The sequence below is a fragment of the Nitratireductor luteus genome (assembly GCF_026162365.1).
In the GTDB taxonomy this organism is placed as follows: domain Bacteria; phylum Pseudomonadota; class Alphaproteobacteria; order Rhizobiales; family Rhizobiaceae; genus Chelativorans; species Chelativorans luteus.
In genome coordinates this window covers 127,847-147,713 of the sequence record NZ_JAOANW010000014.1, presented here as the reverse complement: position 1 = coordinate 147,713, position 19,867 = coordinate 127,847, and the positions used below count along the sequence as shown (strand labels likewise).

Sequence of the window (19,867 nt, the reverse complement as noted above, 5' to 3'; positions counted from 1 at the left end):
CCGTTCACGCTGTTGTTGCAGCTACGCTACTTAGCTGCAGTTTCAATGTCAACGCACTAACATGTTAGTCTGTCTTATCGGACCGGCCTCAGGGTGGGGATGTCAAGAAGGGGGCGCGGAGTGCGACAGATCCAGTGCGGATATCGCAACCGCACCCAGTCAAGCCGGCGGCTTGAACCGGACCCCAGCGCAACATCGAACTGTTGTGGCTGACCGGCGGCTTGATGCCGGACTTCAAGACGATCGCCGTCTTCCCCGCGACAAGGGCCAGCGATCCGCGCGGCTTGGGCAGCGTTCGTTGTGCTGTGCCGCCAGTTCAACCTGTTCACTTGGGCGGTCGTTGCGATCGACGGGAGCAAGTTCAAGGGCAAGCAGGTCGAGGTCGCGCCCGATAAACAGGTCTCCCTGACCGATCCCGATGCCCGCTCGATGGCGACCACCGGCAAGGACACCGGCATTGTCGGCTAGAATGTCCAGATCGCCGTCGATGCCGAGCACCATCTGACATTGTGCTTCTGCATCAACCGCCAGGCCAGTCGTCCTTCGCTTCAGGGACGATCCAGAGCGGGGACGGTCATCGCACAATCCTCGACAGGCCAGATCGGATGAAAACGGAGACGAAGTTGCTGATTAGTAATTTTCATCGAAACTGATCAAAACTAAAAATTCGACTCATGCACTTGTCATAGCCTTATATGCGGATGTGTCTTTGGCACCCGTGATAGATGCAATGAGGGGCTATGCTGGCGCAAAGAACCAGAGCAAGCGATCGGTTTTCGACGGCGGTCGCAGTACGCCATGCCTGCCGCACGGGGGCATGGAGCGAGCCGACCAGCGGATTGGCGCAAGGCTATCAGCAGGGAAATCTCGTCATCCTGCCGGCTGCCTATGCGGACGATTTCCTGCGCTTCTGCGTTCGCAATCCCAAGCCGGCGCCTGTTCTCGGTGTATCCGAACCCGGCGATCCTTCCTTGCCCGGTCTGGGCGAGGAGATCGACATAAGGCACGATCTGCCGCGCTATCGTGTGTTCCGCAATGGCGAAACTGCCGAGACCGTCAGCGATCTCGACGCGCTCTGGCGCGATGACTTCGTGAGCTTTGTTCTAGGCTGTTCCTTCTCCTTCGAAACCGCCCTGTTGCGTGCCGGTATTCCCGTCCGCCATATCGATGCCGGGCGCAATGTGGCAATGTATCTGACGAATATCGAAACCGCTTCAGCCGGGCCATTCGGCGGTCCGATGGTCGTATCCATGCGCCCGTTTCAGCCGCAGGATGCGATCCGCGCCGTGATCCTCTCTGCCCAAATGCCCCAAGCTCACGGAGCACCCGTGCATCTGGGAAATCCGGGCGGGATCGGCATCGCCGATCTGATGAAGCCGGATTTCGGTGATGCCCCGGTTATTCATCCAGGAGATGTTCCGGTGTTCTGGGCCTGCGGTGTGACACCCCAATCTGCTATCCGGCTGGCGAAGCCGGCAATCGCGATCACGCACGAGCCCGGTCATATGCTGGTGACCGATCTGAGGACGGATTTCGCGTGATCACCCTCCGGCCTTGCTGGCTGGTATTGAACGTAAGATCATGACCAAAAAAGGGGAATGAAAATGAAAAACATCCTTCGGATTCTGATTTCCGGCGCCGCGCTGGCGCCCTTTGCCTTTGCCGCTTCCGCCCAGGATCTGCCGGAGACGACGCTGAACGTCGTCGGGAGTTGGAGCAGCCTGCCGCTTTATCAGCAGTTCGAGCGCTCGTTCTGGGAGGAGACTGTGCCGTCCGATTCAAACGGCCAGATCACTGTCAATTTGACGACATTCGACCAGATGGGTGTCGCTGGCGGCGATGTCTATCGCATGTTGGGCGACGGCGTTTTCGATGTCGGCATGACGGTCGCCGACTACACGGTGGGAGACGCGCCGGAGCTTGAGGGACTGGATGTGCCTTTGATCGCCACGGATGCCGATGCGGCGCGCAGGATGACCGAAGCTGCCAAACCCATGGTCGCCGAAATCATGCGTGATCGATTCAACGCCCATATGCTGGCGATCGCACCCTATCCGCCGCAGATCGTCTTCTGCAACGCGGAAGTAAACAGTCTCGCAGACCTTGAAGGCAAGAAGATCCGCGGTTCCGGCCGCATGACCTCTCTCTTCCTCGAGGCGCTCGGAGCCGAGGGCGTGACCATGGCCTTTTCGGAAGTGCCGGGCGCTCTCGAGCGTGGCGTGATCGATTGCGCCGTGACAGGTGCCGGCTCCGGTTACGCATCGGGCTGGTATGAGTCCTCCACCCATCTCGTCAATCTGCCCCTCGGCGGATGGGATCCGGTCGTGACCGCCGTCAACCTCGATACCTGGAACAATCTCGATCCGGCGGTTCAAGAGTTCCTGACACAGAAGATCCAGACCGACTTTGAGGCTAAGGCCTGGGCGGATGCCGATGGTGCGCTGGCGCGCGACATCGCTTGTCTCACGGGATCGGGCGAGTGCGCTGCCGGTAAGCCGGCCTCCATGACGCTCGTCGAACTTTCCGATGAGGATCGCGCTCGCGCCATCTCGGTGCTGGAAGACACCATTCTTCCGGATTGGGCCGAGCGCGCGGGCAGTGATTGGGCCCAGCGCTGGAACGACTCCGTCGGTGCCGAACTCGGCGTTTCGATCGCCCAGTAATCCGCAAGAGGAACTCCGCTGATGACTGGACATGCCGTATTGGCTGGGCCGGCGATGAAGATCGCCGGCGCAGTCAGGAATGCCAACCGGTGGATCGCTCTGCTGTGCGGAGTGGTGCTCATCTTGGCCGTCATTCTGATCCTTTGCGAAGTCCTCGGGCGGCGGGTTCCCTTCTTTCGCATCGGCGGTGCCGACGAACTTTCGGGCTATGTCATGGCTGCCATAGCGACCTGGGGCTTCTCCTATGCTCTGGTCGAGCGCGCCCATGTACGCATCGACCTCCTGCACGCCAAACTGCCCGCGCCCGGGCGGGCTCTGCTGGACGCCCTGGCAATGGCAAGCGTGCTCTTCGTCGCCCTCGTGGTGACCTACTACGCCTACGACGTCTTCGCCAAATCCGTGGCGCGCGGCTCGCGGTCGAACACGCCCTTGGCCATCCAGCTTTGGATCCCGCAGGTGATCTGGCTGGCTGGCTGGGCGTGGCTGGCGCTCACTTCGGCTCTGATGCTTGCATCGACCGTCATGCTGATGCTTTCCCGCCGCTGGCGCGATATCGACGATGTGTCGGGAATTCAGGCGGGCATAGGAGAAACGGTGTGATCACCTATGTCGCGGTCGGTCTGGCCGTTCTTCTCGCGCTGTCGCTGCCGGTTGGGGCTGCGCTTTTCATCCTCGGCATGGGGATGGATGCCTTCTTCTCGCCATTGCCGTTGATCCGCGGCCTCGGCCAGATGGTCTATTCCTCCTCCGACAGTTTCCTGCTGATCGCGATCCCGCTCTTCGTGCTCCTAGGCGAGATACTCGTAAGAGCGGGCATCGCGGAGCGCACCTATGCCACGCTGGAAGCCTGGCTCTCCTGGCTACCGGGCGGGCTGGTGCATGCCAATATCGGCACCTCGACCATGTTCTCCGCAACCTCCGGCTCGTCTGTCGCAACGGCCGCGACTGTCGCGACCGTCGCCATGCCACAGGCCAAGTCGCAAGGCTACGACCAGCGCCTCTTTGCCGGCGCGATCGCGGCCGGCGGCGCGCTCGGCATCCTGCTCCCGCCGTCGATCAACCTCATCGTCTACGGCTTTCTCACGCAAACCTCGGTTCCGCAGCTTTTCCTGGCCGGCATTGTCCCCGGCCTGCTGATGGCGCTCGGCTTCATGATCATTACCGCCATCCTCTGCGCCATCTGGCCGCGATTGGGGGGAACGCGCCGTTCCTTCACCTGGGACCAGCGCCTGCGGGGCCTGCCCCATCTCATCCCGGTTCTCATGGTCTTCGCGATCATCATTGCTTCGATCTATCGTGGCTGGGCCACGCCTACGGAGGCGGCCGCAATCGGTGTTGCCATGGCGATGGCCATTGCGGCCTATTACGGAGCGCTCACCATCAAGAACTTGCGGGATGCCTTGCTCGGCACAATCCGCACCACATCGATGGTGATGTTCGTGATCGTCGGTGCCTACTTCCTGAACTATACGCTGGGTGCGACGGGCCTCGGGAGAACCTTGACGAACTTCCTTGATGGCCTCGGGCTCGGACCCTACGGGACACTTCTCGTCATCATCCTGATGTACATTGTTCTGGGCTTTTTCATCGAAACCCTGGCGCTGATGATTGCGACGATTCCCATCGTTGTCCCCATTATTGCGGACATGGGTTTCGACAAAGTCTGGTTCGGCATTTTGCTGATCGTTCTGATCGAGATGGCGCTCATCACGCCGCCCGTGGGGCTCAATCTCTACGTGGTCCAGGGTGCCCGCACGGAAGGCCGCCTGGGCGAGGTCATGGTGGGGGCTCTCCCTTACGTCTTCGTGATGGTTCTTGTTATCGCGCTGCTGGTTCTTTTTCCGTCCCTCGCGCTCCTCTTTTCGCCGGCTGGATAGCCTTTGTTTCTCGATCAGGTGCACATGACACACTCAATAACCTTTGAAGTCGCAGGTCGCGGACCGGTTTCAATCGAGCTTCGGCATGGCGTCGTCGCCGGCTGGACAGCTCGCAATGCAGAGGCCGTTGCTCACCACATTGCCGAGTTGGAAGAGATAGGTGTCCCACCTCCCAGCTCAGTGCCCCTCTACTATCATGTCTCAGCCGCTCTCTTTTCCGCCGGCACGACAATCGAGACCGTTGGCAACACCTCATCGGGCGAGGCCGAACCACTCCTGATAGACGACGGCGAGCGGCTCTATCTCGGTCTAGGCTCAGACCATACGGACCGGAAGCTGGAGACCCACTCCGTCGCGCTCTCCAAGCAGCTTTGCGCCAAGCCCGTTGCGCCCACCCTCTGGGTGTTCGATGAAGTCGAAGGACATCTGGACGAGATTATGATCCGCTCTTTCGTGCGTGAAAGCGAAGAGGAAGCGTGGACTGCCTATCAGGAGGGTACCCTGGGTTCCATCAGGCCGCTTGCCGAACTCATCGCAGGCTCTCCGGCAGCTTCCGGTGCGAAACGCCTGCAAGATGGAACGGCTATGATGTGCGGTACGTTCGCCGTCCTTTCGGGCGGTGTGCGTCCGGCGCGGTTCTTTCGCATGGAGATGGTCGATAAGCAGTTGGGCCGCACTATCGAGCATGGCTATGAGATGAAGGTCCTACCCCTAATCGCTTGAGGCATCCCATGGACATTTCCCCGCTTCGTCTTGCCTCCGGGCGCATCTCCTTTCGCGCACAGGATCGCGCGCGCAAGGCAATCGATAGGGCGCTGGAAATCGATCCAGCCATATTGGGAACGGTGTTTACCAATTTCGATGCGGCACGGATCGAGAAGGATGCCCGGTCGCTCGACGAAACAGGCGAAAAGGCCGGCCCCCTTGCCGGCCTCCTGATCTCGATTAAGGACCTGTTCGACGAGGCGGACATCGTCACCACGGCAGGCTCGGTCATTCTTGCCGAGGGAACGCCAGCCCGGCAGGATGCCGAAGCGGTAAAGCGCCTCAAGGCGGCGGGTGCGATTGCCTGCGGGCGAACCACCATGTCCGAATTCGCCTATTCCGGCGTGGGCCTGAACCCGCATTTCGGCAACCCCGGAAACAGCTGCGACCGCTCACGGATATCGGGCGGATCGACCTCCGGCGGTGCGCTGTCGGTCGCCCTTGGTATAGCCGATATCGCGCTTGGCACCGACACCGGTGGTTCGGTTCGCATCCCCGCGGCGCTGAACGGGCTGACGGGGTTCAAGCCCACGCAGCACGCGGTGCCGCTCGACGGCGCGTTTCCCCTGTCGCAAACCTACGACAGCATCGGCCCGCTGGCCCACTCGATCTCCATTTGTGCCGCCGTGCATGCGGTGGTGTCAGCCAGCGCGCCGCAGGCCGCTCCCGGCCGGACACCGCGCATTGGCGTCTTGCGCGGACCGCTTCTTGAAGGGTTGGATGACCAGGTCGGCCGCGACTTCGAAAAGGCGCTTTCCCGGCTGTCGGAACACGGCTTCGAGATTGCCGAGGTGGACTTCCCCGGCTTGGAAGGCTTCGGCGAGGTAAACAGGATCATCGTCGCTTCGGAGGCCCATGTCATCCACGAGAGCCGGCTGGATGGTCTTGAGCAGGTCGGCGATCCGCGCGTACTGCGCCGCATCCGGGCAGCCGAGAGCTTCGCCACGGACGAGGAGGCCAATGCGCGCGCGAGGCGCGCACGGGCCATATCGGAGTTTGCCGCACTGGCCGCTGAGTTTGGCGCCTTTGCCGCGCCGACGGTCCCCACGGTTGCGCCCCTCATTGCCGATGTCGAAACCGATTTCGATCGCCTGAATGGGCTGATGCTGCGAAACCCCTCCGCCATCAATTTCCTCGATGGCTGTGCCGCCACCATACCGATGCAGGGCGATCAACAACTTGCATCGGGGCTGATGCTGTTTGCCGGCGCTGGAACCGACTGGCAGGTTCTGCAGCTTGCCGAAAGGGCTGAGCCGATCTTGCGATCATGAACGACGGCGGAATCTGGGCTGAATTTACGATCCGGGCATCTGCCACGGCCTTCGTCGTGATCTTCATCGCCTGGATGGCGGTGCGCGTAGGACCTGCCATGGGCGGCATACTGGTCGGATTGCCGATCGTGCTCGCCCCCGGCTTCTATTTCCTTCTGCGCGACTACAATGCAGAATTCGTATCGCAGGCGGCTGCGGGCGCACTCTTTTCGCTTTCGGCCACCCAGGTCTTCCTCGCCGCCTATGTGGCGACGTCTCGCAAGGGAGCGCTCGTGGCGATCCTTTGCTCGGTTCTGGCCTGGGCTGTCGTTGCAATCCCGTTGAGCCTCCTTTCGCACGATCCGCTCCTGGGCGGGCTGCTTTTCCTGCTTATGACCTACGCGATGCATTTTCTTGGCCGCCGCCTTCTGTCACCTGCCGCGACCAAAATGGCGGGCATCAACTGGAATCTTCTCTTTGCCCGCGGCGTGGCGGCAGGCCTGTTGGTCGGCGTTGTAACGCTCCTTGCCGGTACCCTTGGCTCATCCTTCGCCGGGCTGCTGATGGCCTTTCCGGTCGGCTTTTCGGTCGTTGCACTTTCACTGCATCTGGATCATGGCGCGGTGGCGGCCGCGCAGACGATGCAAGCTGGGATCGGCGGCGTGCCAAGTCTGGCAGTTTTCACGCTTGCCCTTTCCTTGGCCTTGCACATGATGCCGCCTGACGCAGCCTTCCTGGCTGCACTTCTTCTATCATGTCTCGCGACCGCTCTCTTCACCGTGCTGGCGAGGCGGAAACAACGACGGCCCGCGCCGGCGCGTTGACAGGTGGACGATAGCCGTGCTGCTTTCCTGAGCGATAATCCTGCTGAGGCGTAAATGGTTGATTTCAAGGGGTTGGAAACGCTCGTCTGGGTGGTCGCACTCGGCAGTTTCCGTGGCGCAGCGCAGAAACTAAATACTACCCAGCCGGCCATCTCTCACAGAATCGCCCAGCTTGAGGAAGAATTCGGCACAAGGCTGCTCATCCGCGAAACGCGCAACGTGTCGCCGACCCAGCGCGGCCGGCAATTGCTTGTTTATGCCGAAAAGCTGTTGGCCATGCGTGCGGAGATGTTGTCCGTCCTGCGTGATGCGTCGGCCGTGCGCGGGGTAATCCGGCTGGGCGTGGCCGAGACGATCGTGCACACATGGCTGCCTGTATTCATCAAGGAAATGAACCACACCTACCCGGACCTTTCGGTGGAGATCGAGGTGGATATCTCACCATCTCTGCGTTCGCGGCTGCTGGCACAGGAGATCGATATTGCGTTCTTGCTCGGGCCGCTCTCAGCCCCGCTGCTGCGCAACAGGCTGCTTTGTGAATATCCCGTACGCTTCATCGCAACCCCGTCCTTGGGAGTGCCAAATCCCGCGACGGTTCACGATCTGGCGAGCTTTCCGCTCATCACCTTCGCGCGCAAGACGCAGCCCTACGAACTGGTCAAGTCGCTGTTCAATCAGCCCGACCTCCCACCGATCAAACTTCATGCCAGTGCTTCGATGGCAACCGCCGTTCATATGGCTATAGAAGGAATGGGCATTGCCATCATTCCGGATGAGTTGGTTGAAAATGAGTTGCAGAGCGGCAAGCTGGTGCGCATCCAAACCGATGTGGGGATGCCCCACCTTTCTTTCTGCGCAAGCTGGCTGGAATCGCCTGACACCCTTGCAGTCGAATTGGCCGTTGATATTGCCGCCCGTGTCGCTGCCATTAGCGGGGCTAATAAAGAGGCTAACTGCCAGGCTGAATTACCCTAACCCCAACCGCTTGCGGGACCGTCTATACCGCCAATCCGTTGGAACCTGTGACCATGGTGTTCGCGCCGTTCTGGCTGTGCTGGATCCCTTAAAGATCGGACGTGGACGCTCGTCGGTAAGGTTCGATCGCCCCGCGCCGCACGTCCTCGACCGCTATGCAGAGGCTGTTGCGAAGGCACCCGAGATCATCGAATGCCATATGGGCGGCTCACCCGCATCTGCTATGTCGGCCTCGTCAGGGCGGACACTCAAATCACCCTCGCCGCCATCGCTTTCAACCGACAGGGCAGGGGGTGCGCAGGGCGCAGCGGTGAAACGCGACTATAGCATTATGCCGCCCGCGCCACTATCGAGCGCGGCATGGAAGACAGGATTTCCGGCCCGTCTGCCCGCAGGATGACAATCTCCTCCAGCCTGACGCCGAATTTCCCCGGCAGGTAGATGCCAGGTTCTATGGAAAAGACCATGCCTTCGCCCAGCACCGCTTCCGAGGTGGCGGTGATATAGGGCGGCTCGTGGATGTCGACGCCGAGCCCGTGGCCGGTACGATGGATGAAGTTCTCGCTATATCCAGCCTTCGCAATGGTATAGCGCGCAGCCTTGTCGACATCGCTTGCCCGGACCCCGGGCTTGGCCGCAGCCAGCGCGGCGGTTACGGCCGCATCCACGATGGCATGGATTTCGATGAACGCATCCGACGGCTGCCCGAAGAAGCCCATCCGCGTCATGTCGGAAGGATATCCCGACAACCTTCCGCCGGTGTCGATCAGGACCGCATCGCCGGCCTTCAACCGCGTCTCGCCCGTATGGTGATGGGGAAAGGCGCCGTTGCCGGCGAAGCACACGCTGGTAAACTCGGGCACGGCCCCGTTCGCCTTGTAAACGTCGCGGATGATCGCGGCGATCTCCCTTTCGGCTACACCTTCCCTCAGCGCATCGAACCCGGCTTGCATCGCCTTGTCGTTGAGCAGGGCGCTGGCCTTGAGCAGGTGGTACTCAGCATCATCCTTGCACGCCCGCAGATGTCCCACGGTCTCTTCGGTGAAGCGGCGACGCCCGACGGGCAGGCGGTCGAGCAGCATCAGCGCAAAGTCGGCGCGCATGGTCTCGTCGAGGGACAGGTCGATCTCGCCCCGAGGCAGGTCGAGCGCCTGGATCAAGGCGCCCAGCGCCTCGGCCGGGCCCTCGTCGTCCGACCAGCGATGCAGCGGCAGGCCGGTATGCTGGCGGGCGCTGTCTGCATTGAGCGCCGGCATCAGGAAGCCGGCATAGCTGGCGCTGACCAGAAGCATGACAGGCCGTTCGTCCCCGTGCGGATCGAGCCCGGCCAGCCACATCATATGGCTCGATGGGCCCACGGCAACGAGATCGGTGCCGGTGGCGCGCATGCGCTCGCGCAGCGCGTTCAATCGCGTTTCGAAGGTGTTCGGCATGGAATGCTCCTGATCGGGATAAAATTCCGGCCCCGCCGGAAGGTCCGGTGGGGCATAACGGCTCAGTCCTTGGAAACGAGCCTGTAGTAGACGAAATCGGACGTCGCGCCGTTCACATAGCCGTTCACGTCCTTGTCCATCGCCACCTGGTAGGCGGCCTGGAACATGATGACGATGGGCGATTTCTCCTGCACCTGCTCCTGGAGGTCGACATAGATCTCGTTGCGCTTCTGCGGATCGGATTCCGAAAGCGCCTGCATGGTCTTTTCGTTCAGCTCCGCCGGCACGGCCCAGGCATTCCGCCAGGTCGTGGTGGCCTGGTAGTTGTCGTCGGAATTGTCGCTGTTATAGGCAAAGGCCTTGGCGTTGGAATGCGGGTCCATGAAATCGGGCCCCCAGTAGAGCAGCATCGCTTCGTGGCTGCGCTCGCGATATTTGGTGATCACCTGCGAGCCCGTGCCGGGAATGATATCGAAATTGATGCCGGCCTCGGCAAAGCTTGCCTGCAGCGACTGCGCCATATCGGTGAACGGCGTCGAGTTGATCACGTCGAGCGTCACGCTGATCGGTGTCTCGACGCCGGCATCGGCCAGAATCTGCTTCGCCTTTTCAGGGTCGTAGCTATAGGGCGTCTCGTCATAGGAGCCCGGAAAGCCCTTGGGCCAGAACGCCTGGTGGATTTCCATCTGACCTTTGAGGAAGCTGTTCACCATCCCCTCGTAGTTCACCAGATAGCGCGCCGCCTCCCAGACGGCCGCGGGCTGCAGAGCTTCGACCTTCTGGTTGAAGGAAAGGAAGTGGACAGCGGCTTGCGGGTAGGTCTCGACCTTGATGTTTTCCGCCGAGATTCCTGAAATCTGGTCGGGCGTCAGATTGCGGGCCATGTCGACGTCGCCGGACTGCAGGAGAAGCTGCTGGGTCGCCGCTTCCGCCACATGCCGGATGACCACGCCCTCGACCTTCGGCGCACCCTTGAAATAGTTCGGGTTTGCGGCAAAACGCACCATCTCGCCGGCGCGGTAGCCCGTCAGCTCGAACGGGCCAGAGCCGGCGGAATTGGCGTTCAGCCACTTGTTGCCCATGTCGCCGTCGGCCTCGTTTGCCATGACGGTCTTCTCATCGACGATGGAGGCCGGGCGGGCGGCCAGCACATTGAGTACGAAGGCCGGGGAGAACTCGCCCTCATATTTCACGGTGACTTTGTTGCCTTCGGCGGTGACCATGTCGTCGACATTCTCCGCCGTCCAGCCGAGCTGCGCCAGGATGAAGGCGGGTGTCAGGTTCAGCTTGATGACGCGGGCGAACGAGAACACGACGTCTTCTGCCCGCACCGGATTGCCGGAGTGGAAGGTGGCATCGTCACGCATGGTGAAGGTGATCGTCTTGGCTTCCGCGTCGGCCTGCCATTCGGTGGCCAGACCCGGCGCCAGAACAGTGGGATCTTCGGCATCGTACTGCACGAGCCGGTCATAGACATTGGTCACCAGTTCGCCGGACGAGAACTCATAGGCCTGAGCCGGATCGATGGCGACGATATCGTCGATGTTCTGGGCGACGACGAGAAGGTTGTCGGGTGTCGCGGCGAATGACGCCGGCGCGGCAGGCAGGGCGATGGCCGCCGCCAGTAGGACTGTCTTGAGCAGTTTCATTGTTCCGCCTCCATTACGTTCAGTGTTTTGGTTTCCTGCCGGCAGCGCCGGCCTTCAAGTCGGACGAGACGAGCTCTATCCGGTTTGGCGCGTTGAAGATCGTCAGCGTGCCGGTCCACAGGATGCGGGCCGGCGCCTCGTGGGGGTTCTCCCACGCATGCGGGGTGTTGCCGCGATAATGCAGGCTGTCGCCGGCCGCCATAGCCATGGGCTGGCCGTCCAGATACTGGGTGATGGACCCTTCGAGGATGTAGATAATCTCCTCACCTTCATGGCTCACCGTTTCCGAAGCGTAGCCGGGCGGCACGGTGAGAATGAAGGAGGAGAGCTGGCTACCGGGAAACTCCGTTCCCAGCCGCTCATAGATGATGGAGGAGCCGTCTATGGAAAAACGCTTGCGCTCCACCGAGCGGGTGTGGGCGTCTTCGGCGCGCGGTGCAGAGATGAAATAGTCGAGCGCTACGCCGAGCGCCCTGGCAATCTGCGCAAGGGTGGCCAGCGTCGGCGTCGCATGGTCGCGCTCCACCTGGCTGAGGTAGCCGACCGACAGGCTGGCGGCATCGCCCAGCGCCTGCAGCGTCAGCCCCAGCCTGCGCCTTCTCGCGCGAATGAGCGCGCCCACTTTCGGGTGGCTCTCGCCGATCGCCCGTGCAGCCGGTTTACTCAAAAAAATTCTCCCCCATAAAAATTTTTTTGATGAAAGCAGAATTTTTTGTATGCTCCAAGAACTTTTTTAGGGAAGGCGGCAGGCTGCGTCGGTGCAGATCGGTCCGCCCTCGCATCTCTTCGGGGGACGATTTGGCATTTGAACCATCGCCGGCGGAAACTGCGGCGCATATGCGCATCAGCGCCGCTACGGGCCGCATCCTGGGCCGGCTCGGTGGCGCGGCGCGGTTTGCCGCGGTCGTTGCCTTCACCTTTCTGGGCCTGCTTGCGATCACCTTCTTCATCGGCCGTGTCGTGCCCATCGATCCGGTTCTGTCGGTGGTGGGTGACCGCGCCACGAACGAGGTCTACGAGGCGGCCCGGAAGGCCATGGGGCTCGACCGCCCGCTTGTCGTGCAGTTCTTCGCCTATGTATGGGATGTGCTGACGGGTGATTTGGGCCAGTCGATTTCGACCGGCCGTCCCGTTGTGCAGGATTTGATCCGTGTCTTCCCGGCGACGCTGGAGATGGCGACGATCGGTATTCTGATCGGCGTGCTCCTGGGCGTTCCGATGGGCGTGACGGCAGCGACCCGGCAGGGAAGCTTCAGCGACCAGATCATCCGGGTTCTCGGCCTGCTTGGTTATTCGGTGCCGGCCTTCTGGCTAGGGCTTGTTGGCCTCGCCGTCTTTTATGCCGGGCTCGGCTGGGTGGCCGGTCCTGGCCGCATAGACTTCTTCTATGACGGCATGGTGGATCCTGTGACGGGCCTTTATCTCGTGGACAGTCTGATCGCCGGCGAAACGGAGATTTTCTGGAACGCAGTCAGCCATCTGCTGCTGCCGTCCTTCATCCTGGGCTTCTTCAGCCTTGCCTATATCGCACGTATGACGCGCTCCTTCATGCTCGACCAGCTCAGCCAGGAATATGTGACGACGGCGCGCGTCAAAGGCGTGCCGGAATGGAAAGTCGTCTGGCGCCACGCCTTCTATCCGATCCGCATCCAGCTCATCACGGTGATCGGCCTGTCCTATGCCAGCCTTCTGGAAGGCTCGGTGATGATCGAGACTGTGTTCTCCTGGCCCGGCATCGGCAATTATCTCACAACCGCGCTGCTCAATGCCGACATGAACGCCGTGCTCGGCGCGACGCTCGTCATCGGAGCGGTGTTCATTTTCATCAACAAGATGTCGGATGTGCTTTACCGCATCCTCGACCCGAGGGCCCGCTAATGGCCGTGACATATCGCGACTGGCTTCTGGACGATTCACCTTCCTCGCGCCTGCAGGCCGGCCTCGGTCGCTCCTATCGCGTATCGATGGCGCTGGCGCGCAATCCGCTGGCCGTGGCCGGCGCCCTCATCATCCTGACCCTCATTCTCATGGCGGCCTTCGCACCGTGGATTGCGCCCTATTCGGCTACCGGGCAGGACCTGACCAATCGCCTGATGCCGCCTTCCGCGCAACACTGGATGGGAACGGACGAACTCGGCCGGGACATATTCTCCCGCATCATTCATGGCTCGCGCATCACCTTGATGATCGTCACCATGGTGGCGCTGATCTCGGCGCCTATCGGCCTCGTGGTCGGCGCGGTGTCCGGCTATTTCGGGGGCTCGACCGACCGCATTATGATGGGCCTTACCGACATCTTCCTGTCCATGCCCAAGCTCATCCTGGCGCTGGCCTTCGTCGCAGCGCTCGGCCCCGGCATCGAGAACGCCATCATCGCCATCGCCATCACGGCCTGGCCCGTCTATGCGCGGATCGCCCGCGCCGAGACGATGACGTTTCGCGATGCCGAATTCATTGCCGCGGTGCAATTGCAGGGCGCTTCCTCGACGCGGATTATCCTGCGGCACGTGCTGCCGCTTTGCGCGTCCTCCACCATCGTCCGCGTGACGCTCGACATGGCCGGCATCATCCTCACCGCTGCCGGCCTTGGCTTCCTGGGGCTCGGCGCCCAGCCGCCGCTTCCCGAATGGGGGGCGATGATCTCGCGCGGGCGTAACTTCATCCTTGACCAGTGGTGGGTCGCCACCATGCCGGGCTTCGCCATCATCCTGGTAAGCCTCGGCTTCTGCTTCCTGGGCGACGGGTTGCGCGACGTGCTCGATCCCAAGCAGGAAAACAAGCAGTGACCCGCCCCTTGCTGGAAATCGAAAACCTGACCGTCACCTTCCCCACCGCGCAAGGGCCGATCGAGGTCGTGCGGAACGTCTCCTTCACGCTGGGCCGCGAGCGGCTTGGCATCGTGGGCGAAAGCGGTTCCGGAAAATCCATGACGGGCCGTTCGATCCTCAAGCTGATCCGCCCGCCCGGCCGCGTGACCGCCGATCGGATGGTTTTCGACGGCATCGACCTGGCCGCGCAAAGCGACCGCCAGATGCGGCACCTGCGCGGCGCGCGCATTTCCATGATCATGCAGGACCCGAAATTCTCGCTCAATCCGGTTATGACGGTAGGCGCGCAGATCGGCGAGGCGCTGCAGACCCACCGCCCGATGGCGCGCAGCGAATTGCAGGCCCGCGTGCTTGCCATGCTGGAAGCGGTGCGGATCGACGGTCCGGAGCGCGTTGCCGGTCTCTACCCGCACCAGATATCCGGCGGCATGGGCCAGCGGGTCATGATCGCCATGATGCTCATCCCCGAGCCGGATCTGCTGATTGCCGACGAGCCGACCTCCGCGCTGGACGTCTCGGTGCAGGCGCAGGTCCTCGACATCATCGAGGAACTGGTTTCCGGCAAGGGCATGGGCCTGATCCTCATCAGCCACGATCTCAACCTTGTGGCCCGCTATTGTGACCGCATCCTGGTGATGAATTCCGGCGAAGTCGTCGAGGAATGCGTGGCCAGCGAACTGGCGAATGCAACACATCCCTATACGCGCGGCCTGTTGGCGGCGATGCCGCGGATGAACGAGGATCGTGAGGAACTGCCGGTGCTCGACCGTTCGAGTTGGGCAACAGGAGCAGGCACGTGAAGCAACCGGCAATCCTGCTTGAAGAGCTAAACATATCCTATGGCCCGACCCGCATCGTCCACGGCGTCGATCTGGCGATTGACGAGGGTGAAAGCTTCGCCCTCGTCGGCGAGAGCGGTTCGGGCAAGACCACCATCCTGAAGGCCATCGCCGGCCTCGCCCCCGACTGGACCGGCACAATCAGCGTTTTGGGCCGCCGCCGCGGCCACCGCCCCGACCGCGCCTTCGCACGCGACTGCCAGATGGTGTTCCAGGATCCCTACGGTTCGCTGCACCCCCGCAAGACGGTGGACGACTGCCTGTCGGAACCCCTTCTCGTGCACGGGCTGAAGGAGCGCGACCGGCGGGTCAAGGACGCGCTCGACGCCGTCGGCCTCGATCAGCGCTTCCGATTCCGCTATCCGCATCAGCTCTCCGGCGGGCAAAGGCAGCGCGTGGCGATCGCCCGCGCCCTCATGCTGACGCCGAAAGTGATGCTGCTCGATGAGCCCACCTCGGCGCTCGATGTTTCCGTGCAGGCCGAGATCCTGAACCTCCTGAAGAAGCTGCGGCGCGAACAGGGGCTGACCTATATGATGGTCACCCACAATCTCCCCGTCGTCTCGTTCCTGTGCGACCGCCTGGCCGTGATGCGTCACGGGCGCATCGTGGAGGTGGCGGATGTCTCGGACTTGAAATCCGGCACGCTGGAACACTCCTATTCCCGTGAACTTTTCATCGCTAGCGGCGGCGAACCTGCTGCCTGATACCGTCTCAAGGAACCGAAATGGCTAAATTTGACGGCGCGCTTGCCGATTTCGATCATGCGCTTTCACTTGCCCGCGACGTCGATGCGCCCTTCACCGCGCTCCTGGCGCTCACCCGGGCGACGGTGGGCGCAAAGCTTTTTACCTTCATGACGGTGGATATGCAGGCCGGGCTTGCCAGCCGCTCCTACACCAGCCATCCAACCGAATATCCCGTCTCCGGCACCAAGCCGATCCGCTACGGCGACTGGTTCGATCAGGTCCACAAGCGCCGCCAGTGTTTCGTGGCCAACACGCTTGCCGACATCGACAAGGTCTTCCCCGACGCCGAACTGATCGGCCGCCTTGGCTGCGGCTCGGTCATCAACCTGCCGGTTGTCCTGGCCGACACGCTGGTCGGCACCGTCAACATGCTGCACGAGGAGCGTCACTACAGGCCCGAACGCGTCGAGCGGGCGCGAAACCTGCTCTCCCTGCCGGCCAAGGCGGCCTATCTGGCGAGTGAGCGGCTGAGAGACTGACGCAAAAGTTGCACACTCAAGCTCGAAGTGGTGGAAAACAGTCACGTTTGTGGGTGATATTGAGCAAAATAGCACACAGATATGATTATATAGTTGCATCCCTGTCCTTAGAGTGACATAAAAAGATCACGCTGACGGCTGGGAGGAGAAGTTGAGCGATTTACATCGCCACCAGGTGATCCTGGATCTGCTGCACGAGCGGCCCTTTGTCACCGTGAAGGAGCTGCAGGAGATCGTCGGCGTATCGGCCGCCACCGTTCGGCGGGATATCGAAAAACTTCACGATGCCGGTAGGGCCCGGAAAGTACACGGGGGGATCGCAGCTCCCGATGGTTTCGGGCCCGCGCGCCGCTCGACGGCGCTGCCTTTCGTGGAGAACCGCGACATTGCCGTCGAGGCAAAGAAGGCCATCGCTCGGACTGCGAGCACGCTGGTGCGTGACGGCAGCCTGATCATCATCCACGGCGGCTCCACATGCTTTCACTTCGGCTGCGAGATGGCGCAGCGCAACGTGCGCGTATTCACCAATTCCATGCCGGTGGCCGCCTATATGAGCGAGCACGGCACCTGCCAGCTCACCGTCGGCGGCGGCGATCTCCATCGCGAGCCGGGCATCCTTTATGACGCCGCCCGCGGCGGCTACACCTTCTATGCCTCACAATTCTTCGTGGGCGCGCTCGGCGTCAGCCGCGAAGGCCTGCTTGAGCAGCACCCGCTCCTCGTTCGCTTCATCAATGATATGTGCGGGCTGGCCAACGAGATCGTCGTTCTGGTCGACAGCAGGAAATTCTCGATGCGGCCGCCGACCGTCACCTTGCCCTTGTCCCGCATATCGAAGCTGGTGACCGATGATGGTCTTTCCGACAACGACGCCAAGATGTTGGAGGACATGGGCGTAGACTTCATGATCGCCCCACCTAGGGAGAGCAGGGCCGAGGAGGGCAGGGGATGAGCACGCCTCCTCCTCCACTCCTGGAAATGCGCTCGATCAGCAAGACATTCGGCCCGGTCAAGGCGCTTGCCGATGTGTCCCTGACGGTGCGGGCCGGCGAGCTGCATGCGCTGATGGGTGAAAACGGCGCCGGAAAATCCACCCTGATGAAGGTCCTTTCCGGTGCCTACCAGGCCGACCCCGGCGGTTCCGTCCTCATCGATGGCAAGCCGATCCAATCGGGTGATCCGAAACATTCGAGGGCAATGGGCATTGCCGTCATCTATCAGGAGCTGTCGCTGGCGCCGAATTTGACGGTCGCGCAGAACATTTTCCTCGGCCGCGAGCCTTCCAGCGCCGGTATCGTCGATCGGCGCGCCATGAACCGGGCGACGGCCCCCATCCTAGAGCGCCTTGCGGTGCGTTTCGGGCCCGGCACCCTTGTCGGTGACCTGTCCCTTGGAGAACGGCAACTGGTCGAGATCGCCCGCGCCATGTCGACCAAGGCCCGCGTCATCGTCATGGACGAGCCGACGACCTCGCTGTCGACGCGCGAGGCCGAACAACTTTTCAAGGTGATTTCCGCGCTCAAGGCGGAGGGCGTGGCGATCATCTATATCAGCCACCGGATGGAGGAGGTTTACCGCCTTTCCGATCGATGCTCGGTGCTCCGCGATGGTGCCTTTGTGGGAACGCTCGACCGCGACGAGCTTTCCGCGCCCAAACTCGTCGCCATGATGGTCGGGCGCGACCTCAGCACCTTCTACAAGAAGGAGCACAAGCAGCGCGACGATGACAGCGACATCGTTCTGTCGGTAGAGGGGCTTGGCGACGGCAAGCTGGTCGAGGATTGCTCGCTAGCGGTCCATCGAGGGGAGGTCCTGGGGATCGCCGGCCTCGTAGGTTCCGGCCGCACGGAGCTGGCCAGGCTCATCTTCGGCGCCGATCCGGCAGTCTCAGGCACGATCCGCATTGACGGCGAGTCGGTGCACAGCCGCAGTCCGCGCGAGGCCCTGTCCCACGGCATCGCCTACCTGACCGAGGACCGCAAGGCGCTCGGCCTGTTCCTGGACATGTCGGTCTCGGAGAATGTGAGCATGGGCGTGCTGGAGCGCGACGCCCGCCGTTTCGGCATCCGCAATTTCCGCACCGCCGCGCGCCGGGCAAAGGGCGCGATAGCTTCGCTGGGTATCAAGACCCCTCACAGCCGCATCAATGTCGGTGCGCTGTCTGGCGGCAATCAGCAAAAGGTGCTGCTGGCCCGGCTGCTCGAAACCGAGCCCAAGGTGGTCATCCTCGACGAGCCGACGCGCGGTGTCGACGTCGGCGCGAAGTCGGAAATCTACCGCCTTATCGACGAACTCGCCTCGCGCGGCCTGGCGATCATCATGATCTCCAGCGAATTGCCGGAAATCATCGGCGTCACTGATCGCGTGCTGGTCATGCGCGAGGGCAGGATCGCCGGTGAAGTGAAGGCGACTGCAAGCCAGCCGATCGACCAGGAGCGCATCATGACGCTGTCCACCGGCCCAGCCAACGACAACGCAACCAACGCCACGCCCGATAGCGCGGCGGCACAGCAGGTTCAGCACCAATGACGGATATCGTACATGGCGACGAGGCGCGCAGGCGCCTTGAAATGAAGGGGATCATCAGGGCGCTCGGCATGCTGCCGGTCCTGCTTCTGCTGGCCATCGGCTTCGAGCTTCTGAGCGGCAAGTTCATGTCGGTCAACAATCTGTCCATCGTCATGCAGCAGGCCTCCATCAACATCGTGCTGGCGGCGGGCATGACATTCGTCATCCTGACCGGCGGCATCGATCTGTCGGTCGGCTCCATACTCGCCGCCTCAGCGATGCTGGCCGTGATCGTCTCGCTGATCCCCGAATACGGCATGCTGGGAATACCGGCGGCGATGGCGCTCGGCCTTGCCTTCGGGCTCGCCAATGGCGGCCTTATCGCCTTCCTGAGATTGCCGCCCTTTATCGTCACGCTGGGATCGCTCACCGCCGTGCGCGGCGTTGCCCGGCTGATGGGCGGCGATACGACCGTCTTCAACGCCAATCTTCCTTTCGACTTCATCGGCAACGGTACGCTGTTCGGCATCCCCTGGCTGGCGCTGATCGCTATCGGCGTGATCCTGGTATCGTGGTTCATCCTGCGCCGCACGGTGCTCGGCACGTGGATCTATGCCGTCGGCGGCAATCAGGAGGCGGCGCGGTTGACCGGCATCAAGGTCTCGCTGGTTCTCCTTTTCGTCTACGGCATGTCGGGTCTTCTTTCAGGGCTCGGCGGCGCGATGTCGGCTGCCCGGCTCTATGCCGCCAACGGCCTGCAGCTCGGCATGGCCTATGAGCTGGACGCCATTGCCGCCGTCATTCTGGGCGGCACCAGTTTCGTCGGCGGCGTCGGCTCCATATGGGGCACGCTCGTCGGCGCGCTCATCATCGCCGTCCTGTCCAACGGCCTCATCCTCGCCGGGGTCTCCGACATCTGGCAGTTCATCATCAAAGGGCTCGTGATCATCGTCGCCGTGGCGCTCGATCGATACCGGCTCCAGGGCGCGGCCCGCACCTGATCGCACCGGCGATAATCGACCACCCAA

The 19,867-nt window shown here is 62.1% G+C and carries 19 protein-coding genes and 1 pseudogene; 17 read left to right on the top strand and 3 right to left on the bottom strand.

Annotated features, from left to right (window positions below; all coding sequences use genetic code 11):
• Window positions 1-138: 138 nt before the first annotated feature.
• The 9 genes and pseudogenes from N1058_RS19120 to N1058_RS19080 form a co-directional block, all read left to right on the top strand.
• Window positions 139-465: pseudogene (locus tag N1058_RS19120) on the top strand (IS5/IS1182 family transposase); the annotation flags it as partial.
• 275 nt (window positions 466-740) lie between these two features.
• Complete coding sequence (locus tag N1058_RS19115) at window positions 741-1,541, top strand: putative hydro-lyase (RefSeq protein ID WP_265519190.1); 801 nt, start codon at window positions 741-743, stop codon at window positions 1,539-1,541.
• A gap of 63 nt (window positions 1,542-1,604) precedes the next feature.
• Window positions 1,605-2,663 (top strand): TRAP transporter substrate-binding protein, encoded by a 1,059-nt coding sequence (locus N1058_RS19110; RefSeq protein WP_265519189.1) that lies wholly within the window; start codon window positions 1,605-1,607, stop codon window positions 2,661-2,663.
• Between the two features lie 21 nt (window positions 2,664-2,684).
• Window positions 2,685-3,263 (top strand): TRAP transporter small permease subunit, encoded by a 579-nt coding sequence (locus tag N1058_RS19105; protein WP_265519188.1) that lies wholly within the window; start codon window positions 2,685-2,687, stop codon window positions 3,261-3,263.
• Entirely contained in the window at window positions 3,260-4,540 is a 1,281-nt protein-coding gene (locus tag N1058_RS19100; RefSeq protein WP_265519187.1) for a TRAP transporter large permease, read from the top strand. Before N1058_RS19105 ends, N1058_RS19100 begins: the two co-directional genes overlap by 4 nt.
• A gap of 24 nt (window positions 4,541-4,564) precedes the next feature.
• Window positions 4,565-5,263 carry a DUF2848 domain-containing protein gene (locus tag N1058_RS19095; RefSeq protein ID WP_265519186.1) on the top strand — a complete coding sequence of 233 codons (699 nt, stop codon included), beginning with the start codon at window positions 4,565-4,567 and terminating at the stop codon, window positions 5,261-5,263.
• A gap of 8 nt (window positions 5,264-5,271) precedes the next feature.
• Window positions 5,272-6,576, top strand: a complete 1,305-nt coding sequence (locus N1058_RS19090; RefSeq protein WP_265519185.1) for an amidase family protein — start codon at window positions 5,272-5,274, stop codon at window positions 6,574-6,576.
• A complete protein-coding gene (locus tag N1058_RS19085) occupies window positions 6,573-7,379 on the top strand; it encodes a hypothetical protein (RefSeq protein ID WP_265519184.1) in 807 nt (268 codons plus the stop codon). The genes N1058_RS19090 and N1058_RS19085 overlap by 4 nt, the downstream gene beginning before the upstream one ends.
• Window positions 7,380-7,433: 54 nt before the next feature.
• Window positions 7,434-8,354: a LysR family transcriptional regulator gene (locus tag N1058_RS19080; RefSeq protein WP_265519183.1), complete on the top strand. Its 921-nt coding sequence runs from the start codon at window positions 7,434-7,436 to the stop codon at window positions 8,352-8,354.
• 329 nt (window positions 8,355-8,683) lie between these two features.
• Here the strand turns inward: N1058_RS19080 and N1058_RS19075 are convergent, their stop codons facing one another.
• The 3 genes from N1058_RS19075 to N1058_RS19065 all read right to left on the bottom strand — a co-directional run bounded on the left by N1058_RS19075 (window position 8,684) and on the right by N1058_RS19065 (window position 12,103).
• Window positions 8,684-9,787, bottom strand: a complete 1,104-nt coding sequence (locus N1058_RS19075; RefSeq protein WP_265519182.1) for a M24 family metallopeptidase — start codon at window positions 9,785-9,787, stop codon at window positions 8,684-8,686.
• A gap of 62 nt (window positions 9,788-9,849) precedes the next feature.
• The gene (locus N1058_RS19070) at window positions 9,850-11,436 is read right to left on the bottom strand and encodes an ABC transporter substrate-binding protein (RefSeq protein WP_265519181.1); all 1,587 of its coding nucleotides are present in this window, start codon (window positions 11,434-11,436) and stop codon (window positions 9,850-9,852) included.
• 19 nt (window positions 11,437-11,455) lie between these two features.
• Window positions 11,456-12,103, bottom strand: coding sequence for a helix-turn-helix domain-containing protein (locus N1058_RS19065; protein ID WP_265519180.1), 648 nt, complete (start codon window positions 12,101-12,103; stop codon window positions 11,456-11,458).
• Window positions 12,104-12,234: 131 nt separating this feature from the next.
• Between N1058_RS19065 and N1058_RS19060 the strand changes: the two genes are divergently transcribed.
• From N1058_RS19060 to N1058_RS19025, 8 genes are all read left to right on the top strand, one after another.
• Complete coding sequence (locus N1058_RS19060; protein WP_420848018.1) at window positions 12,235-13,314, top strand: ABC transporter permease; 1,080 nt, start codon at window positions 12,235-12,237, stop codon at window positions 13,312-13,314.
• A complete protein-coding gene (locus N1058_RS19055) occupies window positions 13,314-14,222 on the top strand; it encodes an ABC transporter permease (protein WP_265519179.1) in 909 nt (302 codons plus the stop codon). Before N1058_RS19060 ends, N1058_RS19055 begins: the two co-directional genes overlap by 1 nt.
• Window positions 14,219-15,064: an ABC transporter ATP-binding protein gene (locus N1058_RS19050; RefSeq protein WP_265519178.1), complete on the top strand. Its 846-nt coding sequence runs from the start codon at window positions 14,219-14,221 to the stop codon at window positions 15,062-15,064. The genes N1058_RS19055 and N1058_RS19050 overlap by 4 nt, the downstream gene beginning before the upstream one ends.
• Window positions 15,061-15,810 carry an ABC transporter ATP-binding protein gene (locus N1058_RS19045; protein ID WP_265519177.1) on the top strand — a complete coding sequence of 250 codons (750 nt, stop codon included), beginning with the start codon at window positions 15,061-15,063 and terminating at the stop codon, window positions 15,808-15,810. The genes N1058_RS19050 and N1058_RS19045 overlap by 4 nt, the downstream gene beginning before the upstream one ends.
• A 20-nt stretch (window positions 15,811-15,830) precedes the next feature.
• The gene (locus N1058_RS19040) at window positions 15,831-16,331 is read left to right on the top strand and encodes a GAF domain-containing protein (RefSeq protein WP_265519176.1); all 501 of its coding nucleotides are present in this window, start codon (window positions 15,831-15,833) and stop codon (window positions 16,329-16,331) included.
• A 151-nt stretch (window positions 16,332-16,482) separates the two neighbouring features.
• Window positions 16,483-17,283, top strand: a complete 801-nt coding sequence (locus N1058_RS19035) for a DeoR/GlpR family DNA-binding transcription regulator (RefSeq protein WP_265519175.1) — start codon at window positions 16,483-16,485, stop codon at window positions 17,281-17,283.
• Window positions 17,280-18,860, top strand: a complete 1,581-nt coding sequence (locus tag N1058_RS19030) for a sugar ABC transporter ATP-binding protein (protein WP_265519174.1) — start codon at window positions 17,280-17,282, stop codon at window positions 18,858-18,860. Before N1058_RS19035 ends, N1058_RS19030 begins: the two co-directional genes overlap by 4 nt.
• Complete coding sequence (locus N1058_RS19025; protein ID WP_420848017.1) at window positions 18,857-19,840, top strand: ABC transporter permease subunit; 984 nt, start codon at window positions 18,857-18,859, stop codon at window positions 19,838-19,840. Before N1058_RS19030 ends, N1058_RS19025 begins: the two co-directional genes overlap by 4 nt.
• Window positions 19,841-19,867: the final 27 nt, after the last annotated feature.